23 protein-coding genes, 1 pseudogene and 2 other annotated features are annotated in these 24,691 nt (G+C 42.5%); all 24 genes and pseudogenes read left to right on the top strand.

What is annotated here, in order from left to right:
- Window positions 1-40: 40 nt before the first annotated feature.
- Window positions 41-1,492: a glutamate--tRNA ligase gene (gene gltX, locus NSU16_RS00605; RefSeq protein ID WP_168746773.1), complete on the top strand. Its 1,452-nt coding sequence runs from the start codon at window positions 41-43 to the stop codon at window positions 1,490-1,492.
- Between the two features lie 2 nt (window positions 1,493-1,494).
- Window positions 1,495-1,725 (top strand) — a binding site (T-box leader).
- Window positions 1,726-1,806: 81 nt separating this feature from the next.
- On the top strand, window positions 1,807-2,460 hold the full coding sequence (gene cysE / locus NSU16_RS00610; protein ID WP_010332756.1) for a serine O-acetyltransferase: 654 nt from the start codon (window positions 1,807-1,809) through the stop codon (window positions 2,458-2,460).
- Window positions 2,457-3,857, top strand: a complete 1,401-nt coding sequence (cysS, locus tag NSU16_RS00615; protein ID WP_010332757.1) for a cysteine--tRNA ligase — start codon at window positions 2,457-2,459, stop codon at window positions 3,855-3,857. Before cysE ends, cysS begins: the two co-directional genes overlap by 4 nt.
- A gap of 3 nt (window positions 3,858-3,860) precedes the next feature.
- A pseudogene (locus tag NSU16_RS00620) lies at window positions 3,861-4,284 on the top strand (mini-ribonuclease 3).
- A complete protein-coding gene (gene rlmB, locus NSU16_RS00625) occupies window positions 4,277-5,026 on the top strand; it encodes a 23S rRNA (guanosine(2251)-2'-O)-methyltransferase RlmB (protein WP_010332759.1) in 750 nt (249 codons plus the stop codon). The pseudogene NSU16_RS00620 and the gene rlmB overlap by 8 nt, the downstream one beginning before the upstream one ends.
- Window positions 5,027-5,032: 6 nt before the next feature.
- Entirely contained in the window at window positions 5,033-5,545 is a 513-nt protein-coding gene (gene rae1, locus NSU16_RS00630) for a ribosome-dependent mRNA decay endonuclease Rae1/YacP (RefSeq protein ID WP_010332760.1), read from the top strand.
- Between the two features lie 62 nt (window positions 5,546-5,607).
- Window positions 5,608-6,264: an RNA polymerase sporulation sigma factor SigH gene (gene sigH, locus NSU16_RS00635; RefSeq protein ID WP_003225758.1), complete on the top strand. Its 657-nt coding sequence runs from the start codon at window positions 5,608-5,610 to the stop codon at window positions 6,262-6,264.
- Window positions 6,265-6,356: 92 nt separating this feature from the next.
- Entirely contained in the window at window positions 6,357-6,506 is a 150-nt protein-coding gene (rpmG, locus tag NSU16_RS00640) for a 50S ribosomal protein L33 (protein WP_003156421.1), read from the top strand.
- Window positions 6,507-6,539: 33 nt separating this feature from the next.
- Window positions 6,540-6,719 (top strand): preprotein translocase subunit SecE, encoded by a 180-nt coding sequence (gene secE, locus NSU16_RS00645; protein WP_010327716.1) that lies wholly within the window; start codon window positions 6,540-6,542, stop codon window positions 6,717-6,719.
- Between the two features lie 183 nt (window positions 6,720-6,902).
- The gene (gene nusG, locus NSU16_RS00650) at window positions 6,903-7,436 is read left to right on the top strand and encodes a transcription termination/antitermination protein NusG (protein ID WP_010332761.1); all 534 of its coding nucleotides are present in this window, start codon (window positions 6,903-6,905) and stop codon (window positions 7,434-7,436) included.
- A 167-nt stretch (window positions 7,437-7,603) separates the two neighbouring features.
- Window positions 7,604-8,029 carry a 50S ribosomal protein L11 gene (gene rplK / locus NSU16_RS00655; protein ID WP_003156430.1) on the top strand — a complete coding sequence of 142 codons (426 nt, stop codon included), beginning with the start codon at window positions 7,604-7,606 and terminating at the stop codon, window positions 8,027-8,029.
- A gap of 94 nt (window positions 8,030-8,123) precedes the next feature.
- Window positions 8,124-8,822, top strand: a complete 699-nt coding sequence (gene rplA / locus NSU16_RS00660; RefSeq protein ID WP_003225765.1) for a 50S ribosomal protein L1 — start codon at window positions 8,124-8,126, stop codon at window positions 8,820-8,822.
- 48 nt (window positions 8,823-8,870) lie between these two features.
- Window positions 8,871-9,010: a sequence feature (ribosomal protein L10 leader region), on the top strand.
- A gap of 64 nt (window positions 9,011-9,074) precedes the next feature.
- Window positions 9,075-9,575: a 50S ribosomal protein L10 gene (rplJ, locus tag NSU16_RS00665; protein ID WP_010332762.1), complete on the top strand. Its 501-nt coding sequence runs from the start codon at window positions 9,075-9,077 to the stop codon at window positions 9,573-9,575.
- Between the two features lie 44 nt (window positions 9,576-9,619).
- Window positions 9,620-9,991 carry a 50S ribosomal protein L7/L12 gene (gene rplL, locus NSU16_RS00670; RefSeq protein ID WP_003156436.1) on the top strand — a complete coding sequence of 124 codons (372 nt, stop codon included), beginning with the start codon at window positions 9,620-9,622 and terminating at the stop codon, window positions 9,989-9,991.
- Between the two features lie 90 nt (window positions 9,992-10,081).
- Entirely contained in the window at window positions 10,082-10,687 is a 606-nt protein-coding gene (locus NSU16_RS00675; protein WP_010332763.1) for a class I SAM-dependent methyltransferase, read from the top strand.
- 245 nt (window positions 10,688-10,932) lie between these two features.
- On the top strand, window positions 10,933-14,514 hold the full coding sequence (gene rpoB / locus NSU16_RS00680) for a DNA-directed RNA polymerase subunit beta (protein WP_010332764.1): 3,582 nt from the start codon (window positions 10,933-10,935) through the stop codon (window positions 14,512-14,514).
- A 61-nt stretch (window positions 14,515-14,575) separates the two neighbouring features.
- Window positions 14,576-18,175 (top strand): DNA-directed RNA polymerase subunit beta', encoded by a 3,600-nt coding sequence (gene rpoC, locus NSU16_RS00685; protein ID WP_010332765.1) that lies wholly within the window; start codon window positions 14,576-14,578, stop codon window positions 18,173-18,175.
- Between the two features lie 179 nt (window positions 18,176-18,354).
- Window positions 18,355-18,603: a 50S ribosomal protein L7ae-like protein gene (locus tag NSU16_RS00690; protein ID WP_010332766.1), complete on the top strand. Its 249-nt coding sequence runs from the start codon at window positions 18,355-18,357 to the stop codon at window positions 18,601-18,603.
- Between the two features lie 114 nt (window positions 18,604-18,717).
- Window positions 18,718-19,134 (top strand): 30S ribosomal protein S12, encoded by a 417-nt coding sequence (rpsL, locus tag NSU16_RS00695; RefSeq protein WP_003156445.1) that lies wholly within the window; start codon window positions 18,718-18,720, stop codon window positions 19,132-19,134.
- Window positions 19,135-19,175: 41 nt separating this feature from the next.
- Window positions 19,176-19,646 (top strand): 30S ribosomal protein S7, encoded by a 471-nt coding sequence (gene rpsG / locus NSU16_RS00700; RefSeq protein WP_003225784.1) that lies wholly within the window; start codon window positions 19,176-19,178, stop codon window positions 19,644-19,646.
- A 52-nt stretch (window positions 19,647-19,698) separates the two neighbouring features.
- On the top strand, window positions 19,699-21,777 hold the full coding sequence (gene fusA, locus NSU16_RS00705; protein WP_010332767.1) for an elongation factor G: 2,079 nt from the start codon (window positions 19,699-19,701) through the stop codon (window positions 21,775-21,777).
- A gap of 119 nt (window positions 21,778-21,896) precedes the next feature.
- Entirely contained in the window at window positions 21,897-23,087 is a 1,191-nt protein-coding gene (tuf, locus tag NSU16_RS00710; RefSeq protein ID WP_010332768.1) for an elongation factor Tu, read from the top strand.
- A gap of 83 nt (window positions 23,088-23,170) precedes the next feature.
- Window positions 23,171-24,112: an alpha/beta hydrolase gene (locus NSU16_RS00715; protein ID WP_339191861.1), complete on the top strand. Its 942-nt coding sequence runs from the start codon at window positions 23,171-23,173 to the stop codon at window positions 24,110-24,112.
- A gap of 256 nt (window positions 24,113-24,368) precedes the next feature.
- Window positions 24,369-24,677, top strand: coding sequence for a 30S ribosomal protein S10 (gene rpsJ, locus NSU16_RS00720; RefSeq protein WP_003156464.1), 309 nt, complete (start codon window positions 24,369-24,371; stop codon window positions 24,675-24,677).
- Window positions 24,678-24,691: the final 14 nt, after the last annotated feature.

The raw sequence follows: 24,691 nt of genomic DNA on the forward strand, positions 1-24,691 counted from the left end.
TAGCCTGAGGCCATACATGAGATGAAAGGAAGTATTTGAAATGGGAAACGAAGTACGCGTTCGTTATGCACCGAGTCCAACAGGACATTTGCATATTGGAAATGCCAGAACGGCGCTTTTTAATTATTTATTTGCCCGCAACCAAGGCGGTAAGTTTATTATTCGTGTTGAGGACACGGATAAAAAACGCAACATTGAGGGCGGAGAACAAAGCCAGCTTAACTATTTAAAATGGCTTGGCATCGACTGGGATGAGAGTGTGGATGTCGGCGGAGATTACGGCCCATACCGTCAGTCCGAGCGTAACGATATCTATAAGGTTTACTATGAAGAGCTGCTTGAAAAAGGGCTTGCTTATAAATGTTTCTGTACGGAAGAAGAACTTGAAAAAGAACGTGAAGAGCAGATTGCCCGCGGAGAGATGCCGCGTTATTCCGGAAAGCACAGAGATCTGACTCAGGAAGAACAGGAAAAATTCCTTGCAGAGGGCAGAAAGCCGAGTATTCGTTTCCGCGTTCCTGAAGGAAAAATCATTGCGTTCAATGATATTGTAAAAGGTGAAATTTCTTTCGAATCTGATGGCATCGGCGACTTCGTTATTGTGAAAAAAGACGGCACGCCGACTTATAACTTTGCAGTAGCTGTGGATGACTATCTAATGAAAATGACGCACGTGCTGCGCGGTGAGGATCATATCTCGAATACACCAAAACAGATCATGATCTATCAAGCATTTGGATGGGATATTCCTCAGTTCGGCCACATGACGCTGATTGTAAATGAAAGCCGTAAAAAGCTCAGCAAACGTGATGAATCCATTATCCAATTCATTGAGCAATATAAAGAGCTTGGCTACTTGCCGGAAGCGCTGTTTAACTTTATCGGCCTGCTGGGCTGGTCGCCGGTAGGAGAGGAAGAGCTTTTCACAAAAGAAGAGTTTATTGACATTTTTGATGTAAACCGGTTATCTAAATCACCAGCTCTGTTTGATATGCATAAGCTAAAATGGGTCAACAACCAATATGTGAAAAAATTGGATCTTGATCAGGTTGTTGAGCTTACGCTTCCGCATCTTCAAAAAGCCGGCAAAGTTGGCAATGAGCTTTCTCCTGAAGAACAAGAATGGGTTCGCAAACTGATTTCTCTATATCATGAGCAATTGAGCTACGGTGCAGAAATTGTTGAGCTGACTGATTTGTTCTTTACGGATGAGATCGAGTATAATCAAGAAGCAAAAGCTGTTCTAGAAGAAGAGCAGGTGCCTGAAGTGCTTAGCACATTCGCTGCGAAGCTTGAAGAGCTAGAGGAGTTCACTCCGGAACAGATCAAAGCTTCTATCAAAGCAGTGCAGAAAGAAACAGGTCATAAAGGGAAAAAGCTGTTTATGCCGATCCGTGTTGCTGTAACAGGCCAAACTCATGGTCCTGAGCTTCCGCAATCAATTGAACTGATCGGAAAAGAATCTGCAATTCAGCGGTTGAAAAATATCTAAATAGATGATTGTTGACAGGGAAGAGTATAAAGCTTTAGACCAATACAGAAAGGATCTTCATTGGCTGAGAGAGATCCAGGAGTCGGGTTTTAGAAGTGCGCCCTTAAGACCTTTGAAGAACGTTTTTCGAAATCAGTATTCAAAGGCGGCCGCCGCCGTTACAGGCTGAAGTTGGGAGAGCAGGAGTCTGCTTTTCAAACAGAGTGGAACCGCGCGGTTAAAGCGTCTCTGTCATGTTTACATGCAGAGGCGCTTTTTTTATTGGTGTCTAGAGGAAATAGATAGATGATAGCGTGTAGAATGGGGGGAAGCATGTGTTTTTTAAAATGTTCAAAGAAGACATTGATACGGTGTTCGATCAAGATCCTGCAGCACGAAGTTATTTTGAAGTGATTTTAACTTATTCCGGTTTACATGCTATATGGGCGCATCGGATTGCACATGCTTTATATAAACGAAAATTTTATTTCCTTGCACGCCTTATATCTCAGGTAAGCCGATTTTTTACAGGAATTGAAATCCACCCAGGGGCTACGATCGGAAGAAGATTTTTCATAGACCATGGGATGGGGGTTGTCATTGGGGAGACATGTGAAATTGGCAATAACGTAACCGTTTTTCAGGGAGTTACCCTTGGAGGAACGGGGAAAGAAAGAGGAAAAAGGCACCCGACAATTAAAGATGACGCATTGATAGCAACAGGTGCTAAAGTGCTCGGTTCGATTACTGTCGGTGAAGGCTCCAAAATAGGGGCTGGTTCAGTTGTGCTGCACGATGTTCCGGACTACTCCACAGTTGTCGGCATCCCGGGAAGGGTTGTCGTTCAAAACGGCAAGAAAATCAAACGGGATCTAAACCATCAGGATTTACCCGATCCTGTTGCTGATCGGTTTAAGTCTTTGGAACTGCAGATTTTAGAGCTGAAGGCGGAACTTGAAGACAGAAAAGAAAGGATTAATCAAAAATGACAATCACTCTTTATAATACATTGACCAGACAGAAGGAAACATTCGTTCCTCTTGAAGAGGGGAAAGTGAAAATGTACGTGTGCGGACCGACGGTTTACAATTATATTCATATAGGGAATGCCCGTCCGGCCATCGTTTATGACACGATACGAAACTATTTGGAGTATAAAGGCTACGATGTCCAGTATGTCTCTAACTTCACAGATGTAGATGATAAATTAATTAAAGCGGCAAATGAACTCGGTGAAGATGTTCCAACCATTTCTGAGCGTTTTATTAAGGCATACTTTGAAGATGTGGGCGCTCTTGGCTGCAGAAAAGCAGACCTTCATCCGCGCGTCATGGAAAACATGGACGCGATTATTGATTTCATAGATCAGCTGGTGAAAAAGGGCTATGCTTATGAATCTGAAGGAGATGTGTATTTCAAAACAAGAGCATTTGAGGGATACGGAAAGCTTTCGCAGCAATCGATTGATGAATTGAGATCTGGCGCACGCATCCGAGTTGGCGAGAAAAAAGAAGATGCTCTTGATTTCGCTCTGTGGAAAGCGGCTAAAGAAGGAGAAATCTCCTGGGATAGCCCTTGGGGGAAAGGACGTCCGGGCTGGCACATTGAATGCTCTGCGATGGTGAAAAAGTACTTAGGTGATCAGATTGATATCCATGCAGGCGGCCAGGATTTAACCTTCCCTCACCATGAAAATGAAATTGCACAATCTGAAGCGCTGACTGGCAAAACATTTGCGAAATACTGGCTTCATAATGGCTATATCAATATCGATAATGAAAAAATGTCAAAATCACTCGGCAACTTTGTGCTTGTGCATGACATTATTAAACAGCATGATCCGCAGCTGCTCAGATTCTTTATGCTGTCTGTTCACTATCGTCACCCAATCAACTATTCAGAAGAGCTTCTGGAGAACACAAAGAGCGCGTTTAACCGGTTGAAAACAGCGTACAGCAACCTTCAGCACCGTTTAAACAGCAGCACGAATTTAACAGAAGATGATGATAAATGGGTTGCAAAGATTGAAGAACATCGAACAGCATTTGAAGAAGCAATGGATGATGATTTTAATACAGCGAATGCCATTTCTGTTTTGTTCGATTTGGCGAAAAATGCGAACTATTATCTTCAGGAAGATCATACGGCAGATCATGTGATTACAGCGTTTATTGACATGTTTGACCGAATTGTTTCTGTCCTCGGTTTCTCACTGGGTGAGCAGGAGCTTCTGGATCAAGAGATTGAAGATTTGATTGAAAAAAGAAATGAAGCGCGCCGCAATCGTGATTTTGCTCTGTCAGACCAGATCCGCGACCAGCTGAAAAGCATGAATATCATTCTTGAAGATACGGCTCAAGGCACTCGCTGGAAACGGGGAGAATAACGGATGCTTGATTTTGAAACGATAAAAGATTCAAAGCAGCTTAACGGTCTTGCGCTTGCTTATATAGGTGATGCCATTTTTGAAGTTTATGTGAGGCATCACCTGCTTAAGCAGGGATTTACCAAACCAAATGATCTTCACAAAAAATCAAGTCGGATCGTATCGGCAAAGTCACAGGCTGAGATCCTTTTCTTTCTGCGGAATCAATCATTTTTCACGGAAGAAGAGGAAGCGGTGCTGAAAAGAGGCAGAAATGCCAAGTCGGGAACGATACCTAAAAATACAGATGTTCAGACGTACCGCTATAGTACAGCATTTGAAGCACTGCTAGGCTATCTTTTTCTTGAGAAAAAAGAAGAAAGACTGAATCAGCTTGTTGCTGAAGCTATACAATTCGGGACGGTCAGGGAGGAAAACAAATGAGTGAGCAACATGATTACGTCATAGGAAAAAATGCAGTGATCGAGACGTTAAAATCAGATCGTAAGCTGTATAAGCTGTGGATGGCGGAAAACACCGTAAAAGGACAAGCACAGCAGGTGATTGAGCTTGCGAAAAAGCAGGGCATCACCATTCAATACGTCCCCAGAAAAAAACTCGACCAAATGGTCACAGGGCAGCATCAAGGCGTAGTGGCACAGGTCGCAGCATATGAGTACGCGGAACTGGACGACTTATATAAAGCGGCAGAGGAAAGAAATGAACAGCCTTTCTTTCTCATTCTGGACGAGCTTGAGGACCCTCATAATCTCGGTTCAATTATGAGAACAGCCGATGCAGTCGGCGCCCATGGCATTGTGATTCCAAAACGCAGAGCTGTCGGTCTGACAACTACGGTGGCGAAGGCTTCAACAGGCGCAATTGAGCATATTCCAGTGGCAAAGGTCACTAATTTGGCGCGAACACTAGAGGAAATGAAAGAGCGGGGAATCTGGGTTGTCGGAACGGATGCATCCGCGCGGGAGGATTACCGCACAATGGATGGCGGCATGCCTTTGGCTCTCGTCATCGGAAGTGAAGGAAAAGGAATGGGACGCCTGATTAAAGAAAAATGTGATTTTCTTATTAAACTCCCGATGGCCGGTAAAGTTACTTCACTCAATGCATCTGTAGCGGCGGGGCTTTTGATGTATGAAGTCTACCGGAAACGAAATCCTCTGGGAGAATAATGATTAATGGATATCCTGTTAGTAGACGGATACAACATGATTGGAGCCTGGCCGCAGCTGAAGGATTTAAAAGCGAACAGTTTTGAAGAGGCGAGAGACGTACTGATTCAGAAAATGGCTGAATATCAATCGTATACAGGAAACAGGGTTATTGTCGTATTTGACGCACATCTTGTAAAGGGGCTTGAGAAAAAACAGACCAATCACAGAGTTGAAGTGATTTTCACAAAAGAGAATGAGACTGCGGATGAGCGGATAGAAAAGCTGGCACAGGCTCTGAATAACATTTCGACTCAAATTCATGTTGCGACCTCTGACTACACTGAGCAGTGGGCGATTTTCGGACAGGGGGCATTGCGAAAATCAGCCCGTGAGCTCTTGAGAGAGGTAGAAGCAATCGAAAGGCGAATCGAAAGGCGGGTAAGAAAGATCACTTCCGAAAAGCCAGCGGGTAAAATTGCTTTATCGGAAGAGGTTTTGAAAACGTTTGAAAAATGGCGGAGGGGCGACTTAGATTAAGTTGACGCTTTTTTGTCCAATAATGTATAATATTTCTATCTACGTGCGCCGGGGGGATCGGAGTGAATCTACAGAACAACAAGGGAAAATTCAACAAAGAGCAGTTTTGCCAGTTGGAGGACGAGCAGGTCATTGAAAAGGTTCATGTTGGGGACAGTGATGCGTTAGATTACTTGATTACGAAGTACCGAAACTTTGTTCGTGCAAAAGCAAGATCCTATTTTTTAATAGGTGCGGACAGAGAAGATATTGTTCAGGAAGGAATGATAGGCCTCTATAAGTCTATTCGTGACTTCAAAGAGGACAAGCTTACCTCTTTCAAAGCTTTCGCAGAATTATGTATTACCCGCCAAATTATTACCGCAATAAAGACAGCTACTCGCCAGAAACACATTCCTTTGAATTCCTACGTCTCATTAGATAAACCGATTTTTGATGAAGAATCAGACCGAACGCTGCTTGATGTTATTTCGGGAGCGAAAACATTAAACCCAGAAGAAATGATTATCAATCAGGAAGAATTTGATGATATAGAAATGAAAATGGGAGAACTTTTAAGTGATTTAGAGAGAAAAGTACTTGTATTATATCTAGACGGAAGAAGCTATCAAGAGATTTCAGATGAGCTGAACCGCCATGTGAAATCGATCGATAACGCTCTTCAGCGAGTGAAACGCAAGCTGGAGAAGTACCTGGAAATTCGTGAGATCAGTTTGTAATAGGTATTTATGGTATATTGACAGTATTTTTCCGACTATGATATGTTACTTAAGATAAGAACTAATGTCTATTTAGAAAAAGGTGTAATGACATGAGAAAAAAGATTACGTTAGCATGCAAGACATGCGGAAACCGTAATTATACGACAATGAAAAGCTCTGCATCAGCGGCTGAGCGATTAGAAGTAAAGAAATACTGCAGTACTTGCAATTCACATACAGCTCATCTTGAAACAAAATAGTGTTTGCGCTTTTAAATTGTGGAGGTCTTTTACATGCGTATTATGAGATTCTTTAAAGATGTTGGGAAAGAAATGAAAAAGGTAAGCTGGCCTAAAGGAAAAGAGTTAACTCGCTATACCATCACGGTTATTTCAACGGTTATCTTTTTTATTATCTTTTTTGCCCTCCTTGACACAGGAATTTCTCAATTAATTCGTTTAATAGTTGAATAATGATCAGCAATACGTGCTATAATAGATCATAATATCACTTGCCAAAACCCGTTCAGCGGGTTTTTTATTGTGGGTTAAAAATGAAAGTTATCATAGGCTTACCGCCTATTTTTTGCATGAAGCGTTATGGTAGTACACTAAAACCAAATGCGGGGAGGGAAGGACTGGACAGTCCTGAAGAGAATGGAAAAGAATTGGTATGTTGTTCACACGTACTCTGGTTATGAGAACAAAGTAAAAGCCAACTTGGAAAAACGTGTTGAATCAATGGGGATGCAGGATAAGATTTTTCGTGTAGTCGTACCTGAAGAAGAAGAGACGGATATCAAAAACGGCAAGAAAAAAGTCGTCAAAAAGAAAGTATTCCCTGGCTATGTCCTTGTTGAAATCGTCATGACGGATGATTCTTGGTATGTTGTCCGCAACACACCTGGTGTTACTGGATTCGTAGGTTCCGCCGGCTCTGGTTCAAAACCGACGGCGCTTCTTCCTGGCGAGGCAGAAACCATTCTGAAGAGAATGGGTATGGACGAACGCAAAACTGACATTGACTTTGAATTAAAAGAGACAGTGAAAGTGATAGACGGACCTTTTGCCAACTTTACTGGATCAATTGAAGAGATTGACTACGATAAAAGCAAGGTTAAAGTTTTCGTTAATATGTTCGGCCGTGAAACGCCGGTTGAGCTGGAATTTACCCAGATCGACAAATTGTAATGTGAAAAAACTTGAAATTGCTATATATAAATGATAATATAGCAAAGGTACGTCTTGGACTTATCCAAGGCAGCTAGCTTGATATTTCATCATTCATATAAAGAATGAAACCTTGAGTGGGAGGGTTTACCCTATTACCACATCACGGACTTAAGGAGGTGTGTCTCGTGGCTAAAAAAGTAGTAAAAGTTGTAAAATTGCAAATTCCTGCTGGAAAAGCTAACCCAGCGCCGCCAGTTGGACCTGCACTAGGTCAAGCCGGTGTTAATATCATGGGATTCTGTAAGGAGTTTAACGCTCGTACAGCTGACCAAGCTGGTTTAATCATTCCTGTTGAAATTTCGGTTTACGAAGACCGTTCATTTACATTTATTACAAAAACTCCACCTGCTGCAGTATTGCTTAAAAAAGCAGCTGGAATTGAGTCTGGTTCTGGTGAACCAAACCGTAATAAAGTGGCAACCGTTAAGCGCGATAAAGTACGCGAAATCGCTGAAACGAAAATGCCTGACTTAAACGCAGCAGACGTTGAAGCGGCAATGCGCATGGTTGAAGGTACTGCACGCAGTATGGGTATTGTAATCGAGGATTAATTTGTTTCTTGTCGGGTTGCGAGTTTTCACAAGTTCGCAACCCTTATTCGTGGGAGGTTATTCCGCTATAACCACATAAGGAGGAAATTTTAAAATGGCTAAAAAAGGTAAAAAGTACGCAGAAGCTGCTAAGCTTGTAGATCGTGCGAAAGCTTACGATGTTTCTGAAGCAGTAGCTCTCGTTAAAAAAACAAACACAGCTAAATTCGACGCTACAGTTGAAGTTGCATTCCGTCTAGGGGTTGACCCTCGTAAAAACGACCAGCAAATCCGCGGAGCAGTTGTGCTTCCAAACGGAACTGGTAAAACTCAGCGCGTTCTCGTTTTCGCAAAAGGCGAAAAAGCGAAAGAAGCTGAAGCTGCTGGTGCAGATTACGTTGGAGATACTGACTACATCAACAAAATTCAACAAGGCTGGTTCGATTTCGATGTAATCGTAGCTACACCTGACATGATGGGTGAAGTTGGTAAAATCGGTCGTGTGCTTGGACCAAAAGGTTTAATGCCAAACCCTAAAACTGGTACAGTTACTTTCGAAGTTGAAAAAGCAATCGGCGAAATCAAAGCTGGTAAAGTTGAATACCGCGTAGATAAAGCTGGAAACATCCATGTTCCTATCGGTAAAGTTTCTTTCGAGGATGAAAAACTTGTTGAGAACTTCACAACAATGTATGACACAATCCTGAAAGCAAAACCTGCTGCAGCAAAAGGTGTTTACGTGAAAAACGTTGCTGTAACTTCTACTATGGGACCTGGTGTCAAAGTAGACGCTTCAACTTTCAACGTAAAATAATATTTGACATGACATCAACATTCTGATATGATTCAAAATGTTGTAAAATATAATATATCATTTATACCGTAGACAGTAGGGGCTTAACAGCTTAATATCCTACCGAGGTGTATATTATCACAGCTATTACGTTACGTATGCTTGTATATACAGCCTCCATGTCTCATGGAGGCTTTTTATATGGAATCCGTTTCTCAGTCGTGATCACCTGACGGTATAAGTGTTACACAAGAATCTACAGGAGGTGTAACCATGAGCAGCGCAATTGAAACAAAAAAAGTTGTTGTTGAAGAAATTACTTCTAAATTAAAAGAAAGCAAATCAACGATCATCGTTGATTACCGCGGACTTAACGTTTCTGAAGTAACAGAACTTCGTAAACAGCTTCGTGAAGCTAACGTTGAGTTCAAAGTTTACAAAAACACAATGACTCGCCGTGCGGTTGAACAAGCTGAACTTGATGGTTTGAATGATGTCTTAACTGGACCGAATGCAATTGCATTCAGTACTGAGGATGTTGTCGCTCCAGCTAAAGTTATTAACGAGTTTGCTAAACAGCATGAAGCTCTTGAAATCAAAGCTGGCGTTATCGAAGGTAAAGTTTCTACTGTTGAAGAAGTGAAAGCTCTTGCTGAACTTCCATCACGCGAAGGCTTGCTTTCTATGTTGCTTAGCGTACTTCAAGCTCCAGTTCGTAACCTTGCTCTTGCTGCAAAAGCTGTGGCAGATCAAAAGGAAGAACAAGGCGCTTAATCTAATCAGTTTTTAAAAATCAAAACAAAATGGAGGAATTACAAATGGCTTTAAATATCGAAGAAATCATTGCTTCCGTTAAAGAAGCAACTGTACTTGAATTGAACGACCTAGTAAAAGCAATCGAAGAAGAATTTGGCGTAACTGCTGCTGCTCCTGTAGCTGTAGCTGGCGGAGCTGCTGCTGGCGGAGCTGCTGAAGAGCAAAGCGAATTCGACCTTATCCTTGCTGGTGCAGGTTCACAAAAAATCAAAGTTATCAAAGTTGTACGTGAAATCACTGGTCTTGGCTTGAAAGAAGCTAAAGAACTTGTTGACAACACTCCAAAACCTCTTAAAGAAGGTATTGCTAAAGAAGAAGCTGAAGAGCTTAAAGCTAAACTTGAAGAAGTTGGCGCTTCTGTAGAAGTTAAGTAATCTTCAATTGCCTGTAGGGGAAGCTCGCTTTTATGAGGCGGGCTTTTTCTTTGCCATTCTTTAAGTAATGAAAAAAAGGAGGTTCTAATAATGAGTGAGCACTATTATTCAGAAAAACCTTCAGTAAAAAGCAACAAACAAACATGGTCTTTTAGGCTTCGAAACAAGGAGTTTACGTTTACCAGCGACAGCGGTGTTTTTTCTAAAAAGGAAGTCGATTTTGGCTCACGCCTGCTGGTCGAATCTTTTGAAGAGCCTGAAGTTGAGGGCAGCTTTTTAGATGTAGGCTGCGGCTATGGCCCGATTGGATTATCGCTGGCTAGTGACTTTAAAGACCGGACCATCCACATGATTGATGTTAATGAAAGAGCCGTAGAGTTATCAAATGAAAATGCAGAACAAAACGGGATAACAAACGTTGAGATTTACCAAAGCGATTTGTTTTCAAACGTAGACTCTGCTCAAACATTTGCTTCTATTCTTACAAATCCCCCAATCCGAGCCGGAAAAAAAGTTGTCCATGCTATCTTTGAGAAAAGCGCTGAACACTTAAAAGCTTCAGGTGAATTGTGGATCGTCATACAGAAAAAACAAGGTGCGCCTTCTGCCATTGAAAAGCTTGAGGAACTGTTCGAAGAAGTTTCTGTCGTTCAAAAAAAGAAAGGCTATTATATCATAAAAGCAAAAAAAGTTTGACTCGGTATTTTGGCTATGTTAATATTATAAAATGCCAATGTATATATTTAGATTGATATGATGAAATGTCAATATCTATGTATAAATTATACAAGTATGGAAATGCTAATAAAATCGGTATTTGTTTTTGGATGTGGTTTTCTTAATTAGAAACCCTTTTTTCTTTTGTCTTGTAAAAGTGTTTTCTTTCTTTGAAAGAGATGCTTATTACACATATAATACGCATGATTTGAGGGGTGAATCAGTTGACAGGTCAACTAGTTCAGTATGGACGACACCGCCAGCGCAGAAGCTATGCTCGCATTAGCGAAGTGTTAGAATTACCAAATCTCATTGAAATTCAAACCTCTTCTTATCAGTGGTTTCTTGATGAGGGTCTTAGAGAGATGTTTCAAGACATATCGCCAATTGAGGATTTCACTGGTAACCTCTCTCTTGAGTTCATTGATTACAGTTTAGGGGAGCCTAAATATCCAGTAGAGGAATCAAAAGAACGTGATGTGACTTACTCAGCTCCGCTAAGAGTGAAGGTTCGTTTAATTAACAAAGAAACTGGAGAGGTAAAAGACCAAGATGTCTTCATGGGTGATTTCCCTATTATGACAGATACAGGTACTTTTATCATAAACGGTGCGGAACGCGTTATCGTTTCCCAGCTTGTTCGGTCTCCAAGTGTATATTTCAGTGGTAAAGTAGACAAAAACGGTAAAAAAGGTTTTACCGCAACTGTCATTCCAAACCGTGGCGCATGGTTAGAATACGAAACTGATGCGAAAGATGTTGTTTATGTACGCATTGATCGCACACGTAAGTTGCCGGTTACGGTTCTTTTGCGTGCTCTCGGCTTCGGCTCCGATCAAGAGATTCTTGATCTCGTAGGAGAAAACGAATACCTGCGAAATACGCTTGATAAAGATAACACAGAAAACAGCGATAAAGCGCTGCTTGAAATCTACGAGCGCCTCCGTCCTGGAGAGCCGCCTACAGTGGAAAATGCGAAGAGCTTGCTTGATTCTCGTTTCTTTGATCCGAAACGATACGATCTTGCCAATGTAGGACGCTATAAAATTAATAAAAAGCTTCATATTAAAAATCGCCTCTTTAATCAGAGACTTGCTGAAACGCTTGTTGATCCTGAAACAGGAGAAATCCTGGCTGAAAAAGGTCAGATTCTTGATAGAAGAACACTTGATAAAGTACTGCCATACTTAGAAAACGGAATCGGCTTCAGAAAGCTGTATCCGAACGGCGGTGTTGTTGAGGACGAAGTAACGCTTCAATCCATTAAAATCTTTGCTCCTACTGATCAAGAAGGAGAACAGGTTATTAATGTCATCGGCAATGCTTACGTTGAAGAAGAGATTAAAAACATTACACCTGCTGATATTATTTCTTCTATCAGCTACTTCTTCAACTTGCTGCACGGAGTAGGCGACACAGATGATATTGACCATCTTGGAAACCGCCGTTTACGTTCTGTAGGTGAACTTCTCCAGAACCAATTCCGTATCGGTTTAAGCCGTATGGAGCGTGTGGTTCGTGAGAGAATGTCAATTCAAGATACGAATACAATTACACCTCAGCAGCTGATCAATATTCGTCCTGTTATTGCGTCCATTAAAGAGTTCTTTGGAAGCTCTCAGCTTTCTCAATTCATGGACCAGACGAACCCGCTTGCTGAATTAACACATAAGCGCCGTCTGTCGGCTCTTGGACCGGGCGGATTGACACGTGAGCGTGCCGGAATGGAAGTGCGTGACGTTCACTACTCCCACTATGGCCGTATGTGTCCGATTGAAACGCCTGAGGGACCGAACATCGGTTTGATCAACTCACTATCATCATATGCAAAAGTAAACCGTTTTGGCTTTATTGAAACGCCATATCGCCGCGTTGATCCTGAAACAGGAAAAGTGACGCCAAGAATCGATTACTTAACTGCTGATGAAGAAGATAACTACGTTGTCGCTCAGGCAAATGCACGACTCGATGACGAAGGTGCGTTTGTTGACGACAGCATTGTAGCCCGTTTCCGTGGAGAGAACACCGTTGTTCCTAGAAACCGTGTTGATTACATGGATGTATCGCCTAAGCAGGTAGTTTCTGCTGCGACAGCATGTATCCCGTTCCTAGAAAACGATGACTCGAACCGTGCCCTAATGGGAGCGAACATGCAGCGTCAGGCTGTGCCTTTGATGCAGCCGGAAGCGCCATTTGTAGGAACTGGTATGGAATACGTATCAGGTAAAGACTCTGGTGCCGCTGTTATTTGTAAACACCCTGGTATCGTTGAACGTGTAGAAGCGAAAAACGTTTGGGTTCGCCGCTATGAAGATGTAGACGGTCAAAAAGTAAAAGGAAATCTGGATAAATACAGCTTGCTGAAATTTGTCCGCTCTAACCAAGGTACTTGCTACAACCAGCGTCCGATCGTAAGTGTCGGCGATGAAGTGGTAAAAGGAGAAATCCTTGCTGACGGTCCTTCTATGGAGCTTGGTGAACTTGCGCTTGGCCGTAACGTAATGGTCGGCTTTATGACATGGGATGGCTACAACTATGAGGATGCCATCATCATGAGTGAACGTCTTGTGAAAGATGATGTTTATACATCTATTCACATTGAAGAATATGAATCAGAAGCACGTGATACAAAACTTGGGCCTGAAGAAATCACTCGCGATATTCCAAACGTCGGTGAAGATGCGCTTCGCAATCTTGATGACCGTGGAATTATCCGTATCGGGGCAGAAGTAAAAGACGGAGATCTTCTTGTTGGTAAAGTAACGCCTAAGGGTGTAACAGAACTTACTGCAGAAGAGCGCCTTCTTCACGCCATCTTTGGTGAAAAAGCCCGCGAGGTTCGTGATACTTCTCTTCGTGTGCCTCACGGCGGCGGCGGAATTATTCACGATGTTAAAGTCTTCAACCGTGAGGACGGAGACGAACTTCCTCCAGGTGTAAACCAGTTAGTGCGCGTATATATCGTTCAGAAACGTAAAATTTCTGAAGGGGATAAAATGGCCGGTCGTCACGGTAACAAAGGTGTTATCTCTAAGATTCTTCCTGAAGAAGATATGCCTTATCTTCCTGACGGCACACCAATTGATATCATGCTTAACCCGCTGGGCGTACCATCTCGTATGAACATCGGGCAGGTATTAGAGCTTCACATGGGTATGGCCGCTCGTTACCTCGGCATCCACATTGCGTCACCGGTATTTGACGGAGCGCGTGAAGAGGATGTTTGGGAAACACTTGAAGAAGCCGGAATGTCTCGTGACGCTAAAACTGTTCTTTACGACGGACGTACCGGAGAGCCGTTTGATAACCGTGTATCTGTCGGTATCATGTACATGATTAAACTGGCTCACATGGTTGACGATAAACTTCATGCACGCTCTACAGGTCCTTACTCACTTGTTACGCAGCAGCCTCTTGGCGGTAAAGCTCAATTTGGCGGACAGCGTTTTGGTGAGATGGAGGTTTGGGCACTTGAAGCTTACGGTGCAGCGTACACTCTTCAAGAGATTCTGACTGTTAAGTCTGATGACGTGGTTGGACGTGTGAAAACATACGAAGCCATCGTTAAAGGCGACAACGTTCCTGAACCTGGTGTTCCGGAATCATTCAAAGTATTAATTAAAGAACTTCAAAGTTTAGGTATGGATGTGAAAATCCTTTCTAGCGATGAAGAAGAAATAGAAATGAGAGATTTAGAAGACGAAGAAGATGCAAAACAAGCTGACGGCCTGGCGTTATCAGGTGATGAAGAGCCGGAAGAAACAGCATCTGCAGACGTTGAACGCGATGTAGTAACAAAAGAATAATCTCTAGTTATAAAGGCAAGTGACATCGGTTAATCCGAAGATAAAAAGGGAGGTAGGCCCCTTGCTAGATGTGAACAATTTTGAGTATATGAACATCGGTCTTGCTTCACCGGATAAAATCCGTTCATGGTCTTTTGGTGAAGTGAAAAAGCCTGAAACGATAAACTATCGTACGTTAAAACCTGAAAAGGACGGTCTATTCTGCGAACGCATTTTCGGACCGACTAAGGACTGGGAATGTCATTGCGGGAAGTACAAGCGAGTTCGTTATAAAGGCGTAGTTTGTGACCGCTGCGGAGTTGAAGTAACACGGGCTAAAGTCCGTCGTGAGAGAATGGGGCACATTGAACTGGCTGCCCCAGTTTCCCACATTTGGTATTTCAAAGGTATTCCAAGCCGTATGGGTCTTGTGTTGGATATGTCGCCTCGTGCATTGGAAGAAGTTATTTACTTTGCTTCTTATGTTGTAACTGATCCGGCAAATACACCGCTTGAAAAGAAACAGCTTCTATCAGAAAAGGAATACCGTGCGTATCTTGATAAGTACGGCAATAAGTTCCAAGCATCTATGGGTGCTGAAGCGATTCATAAACTTCTTCAAGATATCGATCTTGTAAAAGAAGTTGATATGTTAAAAGAAGAGCTGAAAACATCTCAAGGACAGCGTCGTACTCGTGCGATCAAACGCCTTGAAGTGCTAGAAGCCTTCCGTAACTCAGGAAACAAGCCTTCTTGGATGATCCTAGATGTGCTTCCTGTTATTCCTCCTGAGCTCAGACCGATGGTTCAGCTTGATGGCGGACGTTTTGCGACTTCTGATTTGAACGACCTTTATCGTCGTGTCATCAACCGTAACAATCGTTTGAAACGCCTTTTAGACCTTGGTGCGCCTAGCATTATCGTTCAAAACGAAAAGCGTATGCTTCAAGAGGCTGTCGATGCTTTAATTGACAACGGCCGTCGCGGACGCCCTGTAACAGGTCCTGGTAACAGACCATTAAAATCTCTTTCTCATATGCTGAAAGGGAAGCAAGGACGTTTCCGTCAAAACCTTCTTGGTAAACGTGTCGATTACTCCGGACGTTCTGTAATCGTCGTTGGTCCTCATTTGAAAATGTACCAATGCGGATTACCGAAGGAAATGGCGCTCGAACTTTTCAAACCTTTCGTTATGAAAGAGCTTGTTGAAAAGGGTCTTGCTCACAACATTAAGAGTGCGAAACGTAAAATTGAGCGCGTACAGCCTGAAGTATGGGATGTACTAGAATCAGTTATCAAGGAGCATCCGGTACTTCTGAACCGTGCCCCTACGCTTCACAGATTAGGTATCCAAGCGTTTGAACCAACACTTGTTGAAGGACGCGCAATCCGTCTTCACCCGCTCGTATGTACAGCTTATAACGCTGACTTTGACGGTGACCAAATGGCGGTTCACGTACCATTATCTGCAGAAGCTCAAGCTGAAGCACGCATCTTGATGCTTGCCGCTCAAAACATCTTGAACCCTAAAGATGGTAAACCGGTTGTAACACCGTCTCAGGATATGGTACTGGGTAACTATTACCTGACTCTAGAGCGTGCCGGTGCTGTCGGTGAAGGTATGGTCTTCAAGAATACGGATGAAGCGCTTCTTGCTTATCAAAACGGATATGTTCATCTTCATACGAGAGTGGCTGTTGCAGCGAACTCCCTTAAGAACGTGACATTTACCGAAGAGCAGCGCTCAAAATTGTTAATTACAACTGTCGGTAAACTGGTCTTCAATGAAATTCTTCCAGAATCATTCCCTTACATGAATGAACCAACGAAGAGCAACATTGAAGAGAAAACACCGGACCGTTTCTTCTTAGAAAAAGGTGCCGATGTAAAAGCTGCCATCGCACAGCAGCCAATCAATGCACCGTTTAAAAAAGGTATTCTGGGTAAAATCATCGCGGAAATCTTTAAACGATTCCACATTACGGAAACGTCTAAAATGCTAGACCGCATGAAAAACCTAGGTTTCAGATATTCAACAAAAGCTGGTATTACAGTTGGGGTTTCTGACATCGTCGTTCTCGATGATAAACAAGAAATTCTTGAAGAAGCACAAGGCAAAGTTGATAACGTTATGAAGCAGTTCCGCCGCGGTCTGATCACTGAAGAAGAACGCTATGAGAGAGTCATCTCTATCTGGAGTTCTGCAAAAGATGTTATCCAAGGCAAACTGATGAAATCACTTGATGAGCTCAACCCGATCTACATGATGAGTGACTCTGGTGCCCGTGGTAACGCGTCTAACTTTACTCAGCTTGCCGGAATGCGCGGCCTGATGGCCAACCCGGCTGGACGTATCATTGAGTTACCAATCAAATCTAGTTTCCGTGAAGGTCTGACAGTATTGGAGTACTTTATCTCCACTCACGGTGCGCGTAAAGGTCTTGCCGATACCGCCCTTAAAACTGCTGACTCAGGTTACCTTACACGCCGTCTTGTTGACGTTGCACAGGATGTTATCATCCGTGAAACTGATTGTGGAACTGACCGAGGCATCCTTGCTCAACCGCTTAGAGAAGGCACTGAAATCATTGAGCGCTTAGAAGAACGCTTAATCGGCCGTTTTGCAAGAAAACAAGTGAAACATCCTGAAACAGGTGAAGTGCTTGTAAACGAAAACGAACTGATTGATGAGGATAAAGCGATTGAAATCGTAGAAGCCGGCATTGAAGAAGTGTGGATCCGTTCTGCCTTCACATGTAATACGCCTCATGGTGTATGTAAACGATGCTATGGCCGAAACCTTGCGACTGGTACCGATGTAGAAGTCGGTGAAGCAGTCGGCATCATCGCTGCCCAATCAATCGGTGAGCCTGGTACACAGTTAACAATGCGTACATTCCATACAGGCGGGGTTGCAGGAGACGATATCACACAAGGTCTTCCGCGTATCCAAGAGCTTTTCGAAGCGCGTAATCCAAAAGGTCAGGCAACAATTACCGAAATCGACGGTACAGTCGTTGAAATCAATGAAGTTCGCGACAAACAGCAGGAAATTGTGGTTCAAGGCGCAGTTGAAACACGCTCTTATACGGCACCATATAACTCCCGCTTAAAAGTAGCGGAAGGAGATAAAATTACTCGCGGCCAAGTGCTGACAGAAGGTTCAATCGATCCGAAAGAACTTCTTAAAGTGACTGACCTGACTACTGTTCAAGAGTATCTTCTTCATGAGGTTCAAAAGGTTTACCGTATGCAGGGTGTTGAAATCGGCGATAAACACGTAGAAGTAATGGTTCGCCAAATGCTTCGTAAAGTACGTGTGATTGATGCCGGTGATACTGATGTGCTTCCTGGCTCATTACTTGATATTCACCAATTTACTGAAGCGAACAAAAAGGTATTGCTGGAAGGCAAACGTCCTGCTACAGGCCGTCCTGTCTTACTCGGTATTACCAAAGCTTCTCTTGAAACTGATTCATTCTTATCTGCTGCTTCCTTCCAGGAGACAACACGTGTCCTTACAGACGCAGCGATCAAAGGTAAGCGTGATGAACTTCTCGGCCTGAAAGAGAATGTTATCATCGGTAAGCTTGTTCCGGCTGGTACTGGAATGATGAAATACCGAAAAGCAAAACCTGTTTCAAATGTTCAATCGACTGAGGACATGGTTCCGGTTGAATAACTGATATTATGCTGCTGAAAGACTGTAAAACAGTCTTTCAGCAGTCATATTTAAATAAAAAAATCATTCTATGAGAAGATAGAAACTAAAAAATGTCATACCTTGTTGACATTCGTCTCCTAGAATGATAATATAACCAAGGTGCTCGAAATAAACCTGTTACTTTGGAGGATATGTTTATGTCTTATGATAAAGTATCACAGGCCAAATCAATTATTATTGGTACGAAGCAAACAGTGAAAGCTCTAAAACGAGGTTCAGTAAAGGAAGTAGTCGTTGCAATAGACGCAGATCCTATTCTTACGTCAAGTGTAATTACACTAGCGAAAGATCAAGGGATTGCTGTCTCAATGGTTGAATCCATGAAAAAGCTCGGCAAAGCCTGCGGAATTGAAGTAGGAGCAGCAGCTGTTGCCATTATGTTATAACGTACTTTTTGTTTTTGCGTGAGATTTATTCTTGTGTAAAGACATTGTTTTTTGCCTATTGATGAACCACCTGGGTATGTGGGTTATAAAACGTAATGAAGGGAGGAACAAAACATGCCTACAATTAATCAGCTAATTCGCAAAGGACGCGTGAGTAAAGTAGAAAACTCAAAGTCTCCTGCACTTAACAAAGGATACAACAGCTTTAAAAAAGAGCACACTAATGTATCTTCTCCACAAAAACGCGGGGTATGTACTCGTGTTGGTACAATGACACCGAAAAAACCGAACTCAGCACTTCGTAAATATGCTCGTGTTCGTTTAACTAACGGAATTGAGGTTACTGCCTACATTCCTGGTATCGGTCACAACCTGCAAGAGCACAGTGTTGTACTTATCCGCGGCGGACGTGTAAAAGACTTACCAGGGGTACGTTACCACATCGTTCGTGGTGCGCTTGACACTGCTGGAGTTGAAAACCGTGCGCAAGGCCGTTCTAAATACGGTACGAAACGTCCTAAAGCAAAATAATAAACGAATAAACGTATAATTTGAGAAGGGAGGATATTCAGATGCCACGTAAAGGTCCTGTAGCAAAAAGAGACGTTTTACCTGATCCGATTTACAACTCTAAGCTTGTATCTCGTCTAATCAACAAAATGATGATCGACGGTAAAAAAGGTAAGTCTCAAACAATCCTATACAAGTCATTCGATATCATTAAAGAACGTACTGGCAATGATGCAATGGAGGTTTTCGAACAAGCATTGAAAAACATCATGCCTGTACTTGAAGTAAAAGCACGCCGTGTAGGTGGTGCGAACTACCAAGTTCCTGTAGAAGTTCGTCCTGAACGTCGTACTACTCTTGGACTTCGCTGGTTAGTTAACTACGCTCGTCTTCGCGGAGAAAAAACGATGGAAGAGCGTTTAGCTAACGAAATCCTTGACGCAGCTAACAACACTGGTGCTGCTGTTAAGAAACGTGAAGATACGCATAAGATGGCTGAAGCAAACAAAGCATTTGCTCACTATCGTTGGTAGGATTTATATACTAAAAAACACAATTTCCCAATAAGGAAGGAGAAATTACCCAATGGCAAGAGAGTTCTCCTTAGACAAAACTCGTAATATCGGGATCATGGCTCACATTGATGCCGGTAAAACGACTACTACAGAACGTATCTTGTTCTATACTGGTCGTATCCACAAAATTGGTGAAACTCATGAAGGAGCTTCACAAATGGACTGGATGGAGCAGGAACAAGAGCGTGGTATCACAATCACTTCCGCTGCGACAACTGCACAGTGGAAAGGATACCGCGTAAACATCATCGATACTCCAGGACACGTAGACTTCACAGTTGAAGTTGAACGTTCTCTTCGTGTACTTGATGGTGCTGTTGCTGTACTTGACGCACAGTCTGGCGTTGAGCCTCAAACAGAAACTGTTTGGCGTCAAGCAACAACTTACGGAGTACCGCGTATCGTTTTCGTTAACAAAATGGACAAAATCGGTGCAGACTTCCTTTACTCTGTAGGAACTTTAAGAGATCGTCTTCAAGCTAACGCTCATGCAATTCAATTGCCGATCGGTGCTGAAGACAACTTCGAAGGTATCATTGATCTAGTAGAAAACGTTGCGTATTTCTACGAAGATGACCTTGGAACTCGTTCTGACGCGAAAGAAATCCCTGAAGAGTACAAAGAGCAAGCTGAAGAGCTTCGCAACAGCCTCATTGAAGCTGTATGTGAGCTTGATGAAGAGCTTATGGACAAATACCTTGAGGGTGAAGAAATCACTATCGACGAGTTAAAAGCAGGTATCCGTAAAGGTACATTAAATGTTGAATTCTACCCTGTTCTTGTTGGTTCTGCCTTCAAAAACAAAGGTGTTCAATTAGTACTTGATGCTGTTCTTGACTACCTTCCTGCACCAACAGACGTTGCTGCAATCAAAGGTATACGTCCTGATACAAATGAAGAGATTGAGCGTCATTCTTCTGATGAAGAGCCATTCTCTGCACTAGCATTTAAAGTTATGACTGACCCTTACGTTGGTAAGCTGACGTTCTTCCGTGTGTACTCTGGAACACTTGATTCTGGTTCATACGTGAAAAACTCAACTAAAGGTAAACGTGAGCGTGTTGGACGTATCCTTCAAATGCACGCCAACAGCCGTGAAGAAATCTCTACTGTATATGCAGGAGATATCGCAGCTGCTGTAGGTCTAAAAGATACTTCTACTGGAGATACTCTATGTGACGAAAAGGATCTAGTTATCCTTGAATCAATGGAATTCCCAGAACCAGTTATCGACGTTGCAATTGAGCCTAAATCAAAAGCTGACCAAGATAAAATGGGTATCGCTTTAGCAAAACTTGCTGAAGAGGATCCAACTTTCCGTACTCAAACAAACCCGGAAACTGGTCAGACAATCATCTCTGGTATGGGTGAGCTTCACCTTGATATCATTGTTGATCGTATGAAGCGTGAATTCAAAGTAGAAGCTAACGTTGGTGCTCCTCAAGTTGCGTACCGTGAAACATTCCGTTCCGGTGCAAAAGTTGAAGGTAAATTCGTACGTCAGTCTGGTGGACGCGGTCAGTTCGGTCACGTTTGGATTGAATTCGAACCAAACGAAGAAGGCGCTGGCTTTGAATTCGAAAATGCGATTGTCGGTGGGGTTGTTCCTCGTGAATACATCCCAGCTGTTCAAGCAGGTCTAGAAGATTCACTTGAAAATGGTGTATTAGCTGGATTCCCGCTTATCGACATTAAAGCAAAACTTTTTGATGGATCTTACCATGATGTTGACTCAAACGAAATGGCGTTTAAAGTTGCTGCCTCTATGGCATTGAAAAATGCAGTCAGCAAATGTAACCCAGTTCTTCTTGAACCAATCATGAAAGTAGAAGTGGTTATTCCTGAAGAATACATGGGAGACATCATGGGTGATGTTACTTCTCGTCGCGGACGCGTAGAAGGTATGGAAGCTCGCGGTAACGCGCAAGTTGTTCGTGCGATGGTTCCTCTTGCTGAAATGTTCGGTTACGCTACTGCCCTTCGTTCTAACACGCAAGGTCGCGGTACGTTCACTATGCACATGGATCACTACGAAGAAGTGCCGAAGAGCATTGCTGAAGAAATTATCAAAAAAAATAAAGGCGAATAATTGATTTTGCCTCTTAACTCAAGTATAACTACTATTGTAAGATGAGGAAGTGAAAGCTTTCTTTCACTTCCTATCACTCTATACATTACTAATTAAAAGCTCTTAAGGAGGATTTTAGAATGGCTAAAGAAAAATTCGACCGTTCCAAATCACATGCCAATATCGGTACAATTGGACACGTTGACCATGGTAAAACAACTTTAACTGCTGCTATCACAACAGTACTTCATAAGAAATCTGGTAAAGGTACAGCTATGGCGTACGATCAAATTGATGGTGCACCAGAAGAACGTGAGCGCGGTATCACAATCTCTACTGCACACGTTGAGTATGAAACTGAAACTCGTCACTATGCACACGTTGACTGCCCAGGACACGCTGACTATGTTAAAAACATGATCACTGGTGCTGCGCAAATGGACGGAGCTATCCTAGTAGTATCTGCTGCTGATGGCCCAATGCCACAAACTCGTGAGCACATCCTTCTTTCTAAAAACGTTGGTGTACCATACATCGTTGTATTCTTAAACAAATGCGACATGGTAGACGACGAAGAGCTTCTTGAACTAGTTGAAATGGAAGTTCGCGATCTTCTTAGCGAATATGACTTCCCTGGTGATGATGTACCAGTTATCAAAGGTTCTGCTCTTAAAGCTCTTGAAGGAGATGCTGAGTACGAAGCTAAAATCTTCGAACTTATGGATGCAGTTGATGAGTACATCCCAACTCCAGAACGTGACACTGAAAAACCATTCATGATGCCAGTTGAGGACGTATTCTCAATCACTGGTCGTGGAACAGTTGCTACTGGACGTGTAGAACGCGGACAAGTTAAAGTCGGTGACGAAGTTGAAATCATCGGTCTTCAAGAAGAAAACAGCAAAACAACTGTTACTGGTGTTGAAATGTTCCGTAAGCTTCTTGATTACGCTGAAGCTGGAGACAACATTGGAGCCCTTCTTCGCGGTGTAGCTCGTGAAGATATCCAACGTGGTCAAGTACTTGCTAAACCAGGTACAATCACTCCACACAGCAAATTCAAAGCTGAAGTTTACGTTCTTTCTAAAGAAGAGGGTGGACGTCATACTCCATTCTTCTCTAACTACCGTCCTCAGTTCTACTTCCGTACAACTGACGTAACTGGTATCATCCATCTTCCAGAAGGCGTAGAAATGGTTATGCCTGGAGATAACACTGAAATGAACGTTGAGCTTATCTCTACAATCGCTATCGAAGAAGGAACTCGTTTCTCTATTCGTGAAGGCGGACGTACTGTTGGTTCAGGCGTTGTTTCTACAATCACTGAGTAATAGTATATTGAAAACGAGGCCCTTTGGGTCTCGTTTTTTTTGTTTTATAATAAAGGTTTATCCTATTTGAGGAGCTATGGGTTATGAGTGAAAACACATCAATTTCTTTCATGAAAGAACTGAGAATCGATAATACGAAGCAAATGCTCATGATCAATGGAAATGATATATCGAACCCATTGCTGCTTTTTTTACATGGTGGACCCGGAGCATCCCAAATCGGATTTATCAGGAACTTTCAAAGGGAACTGGAACAGCACTTTACAGTTGTAAATTGGGACCAAAGGGGTTCAGGTCTTTCCTATACTAAACAAATTCCACAAAGTTCAATGACAATCAGTCAAATCATTAAAGACACGATTCAAGTTACTGAATGGCTCTTAGATCATTTTTCAAAAACAAAAGTGTACCTTGCAGGACACTCCTGGGGTTCGCTGCTGGCTCTTCATGTACTGCAAGAGAGGCCGGATCTTTTTCACGCTTACTATGGAATCAGTCAGGTCACTAATACTAAGCTAGAAGAAAAAATGGCCTATCATTCTGTATGCAAGACAAATCGCTTTCTATCATTAACCTTAGGTTTACTTGGCCCGCCACCTTGGAATAAGAAGATTCATCATTTCATCTTTCGAGTCTGCATTGAATTGAGCAGGGGAGGATTCACTCATCATCGCCGACACATTCTTACAGTATTGTGTCAGTTGCTTGCTGGCAATGAGTATGGATTAAAAAACATCTTTCGTTTCATCAGGGGACATCGTTTCAGTGCGAAGAATTTATCTGATGATTTACATCGTTTTGATGCTTTTAAATCAGTTTCTTCTATTAAAGTACCGTGTTTCTTCATTTCAGGCAGTCATGATTTGATCGTTCCTGCTGAAATATCGAAACAGTATTATCGATTTGTTGATGCTCCTGAAAAGCACTGGCATTATTTTAAAAACTCCGCCCACACGCCGCATATCGAGGAGCCTTCATTATTTGCCAATACTCTGAGTAAACACGCAGTGTACCACTTAAAATAGAAGAAAATTCCCTTATTCACTCGCTTCTTGATAAATAAGAAAAACACATGTATAATACTAAAAGTGTGCAAATCATGCATATTCTAAATAAGTCTTGCAACATACGTCTATTTTCTGTATAATGGTGTATGTTGGTCTTTGACTGCGATGAAGTGAGAGGTTGCTGACACACCCGGCCGCTTTGCCATGGCAAGGTGTTCAGGTTTTTCTCACGGAGAACTGTCTAACGTGAAGTAGGCGAAAAGGAGGGAAAATAATGGCAAAACAAAAAATTCGTATTCGTTTGAAAGCATATGATCATAGAATCCTTGATCAATCTGCAGAGAAGATTGTTGAAACGGCAAAACGTTCTGGTGCCAGCGTATCTGGTCCGATTCCGTTGCCAACTGAAAAATCAGTTTACACAATCCTGCGTGCGGTGCACAAATACAAAGATTCTCGTGAGCAATTTGAAATGCGTACACATAAACGTTTAATCGACATTGTGAACCCAACACCACAAACTGTTGATGCACTCATGCGATTAGACTTACCATCTGGTGTCGATATTGAAATTAAACTTTAATTCTAAAATATAGA

Origin of the sequence: Bacillus sp. FSL K6-1003, assembly GCF_037964945.1 — a bacterium.
Lineage (GTDB): Bacteria > Bacillota > Bacilli > Bacillales > Bacillaceae > Bacillus > Bacillus mojavensis.

Coding starts and splice junctions, on each gene's coding strand:
- rplA (WP_003225765.1), top strand. CDS start 8,124: ATGGCTAAAAAAGGTAAAAAGTACGCAGAAGCTGCTAAGCTTGTAGAT.
- rpsJ (WP_003156464.1), top strand. CDS start 24,369: ATGGCAAAACAAAAAATTCGTATTCGTTTGAAAGCATATGATCATAGA.
- rpmG (WP_003156421.1), top strand. CDS start 6,357: ATGAGAAAAAAGATTACGTTAGCATGCAAGACATGCGGAAACCGTAAT.
- fusA (WP_010332767.1), top strand. CDS start 19,699: ATGGCAAGAGAGTTCTCCTTAGACAAAACTCGTAATATCGGGATCATG.
- secE (WP_010327716.1), top strand. CDS start 6,540: ATGCGTATTATGAGATTCTTTAAAGATGTTGGGAAAGAAATGAAAAAG.
- gltX (WP_168746773.1), top strand. CDS start 41: ATGGGAAACGAAGTACGCGTTCGTTATGCACCGAGTCCAACAGGACAT.
- rlmB (WP_010332759.1), top strand. CDS start 4,277: ATGAGTGAGCAACATGATTACGTCATAGGAAAAAATGCAGTGATCGAG.
- rpsG (WP_003225784.1), top strand. CDS start 19,176: ATGCCACGTAAAGGTCCTGTAGCAAAAAGAGACGTTTTACCTGATCCG.
- cysS (WP_010332757.1), top strand. CDS start 2,457: ATGACAATCACTCTTTATAATACATTGACCAGACAGAAGGAAACATTC.
- tuf (WP_010332768.1), top strand. CDS start 21,897: ATGGCTAAAGAAAAATTCGACCGTTCCAAATCACATGCCAATATCGGT.
- rplJ (WP_010332762.1), top strand. CDS start 9,075: ATGAGCAGCGCAATTGAAACAAAAAAAGTTGTTGTTGAAGAAATTACT.
- rpsL (WP_003156445.1), top strand. CDS start 18,718: ATGCCTACAATTAATCAGCTAATTCGCAAAGGACGCGTGAGTAAAGTA.
- NSU16_RS00715 (WP_339191861.1), top strand. CDS start 23,171: ATGAGTGAAAACACATCAATTTCTTTCATGAAAGAACTGAGAATCGAT.
- rplL (WP_003156436.1), top strand. CDS start 9,620: ATGGCTTTAAATATCGAAGAAATCATTGCTTCCGTTAAAGAAGCAACT.
- nusG (WP_010332761.1), top strand. CDS start 6,903: ATGGAAAAGAATTGGTATGTTGTTCACACGTACTCTGGTTATGAGAAC.
- NSU16_RS00690 (WP_010332766.1), top strand. CDS start 18,355: ATGTCTTATGATAAAGTATCACAGGCCAAATCAATTATTATTGGTACG.
- rae1 (WP_010332760.1), top strand. CDS start 5,033: ATGGATATCCTGTTAGTAGACGGATACAACATGATTGGAGCCTGGCCG.
- NSU16_RS00675 (WP_010332763.1), top strand. CDS start 10,082: ATGAGTGAGCACTATTATTCAGAAAAACCTTCAGTAAAAAGCAACAAA.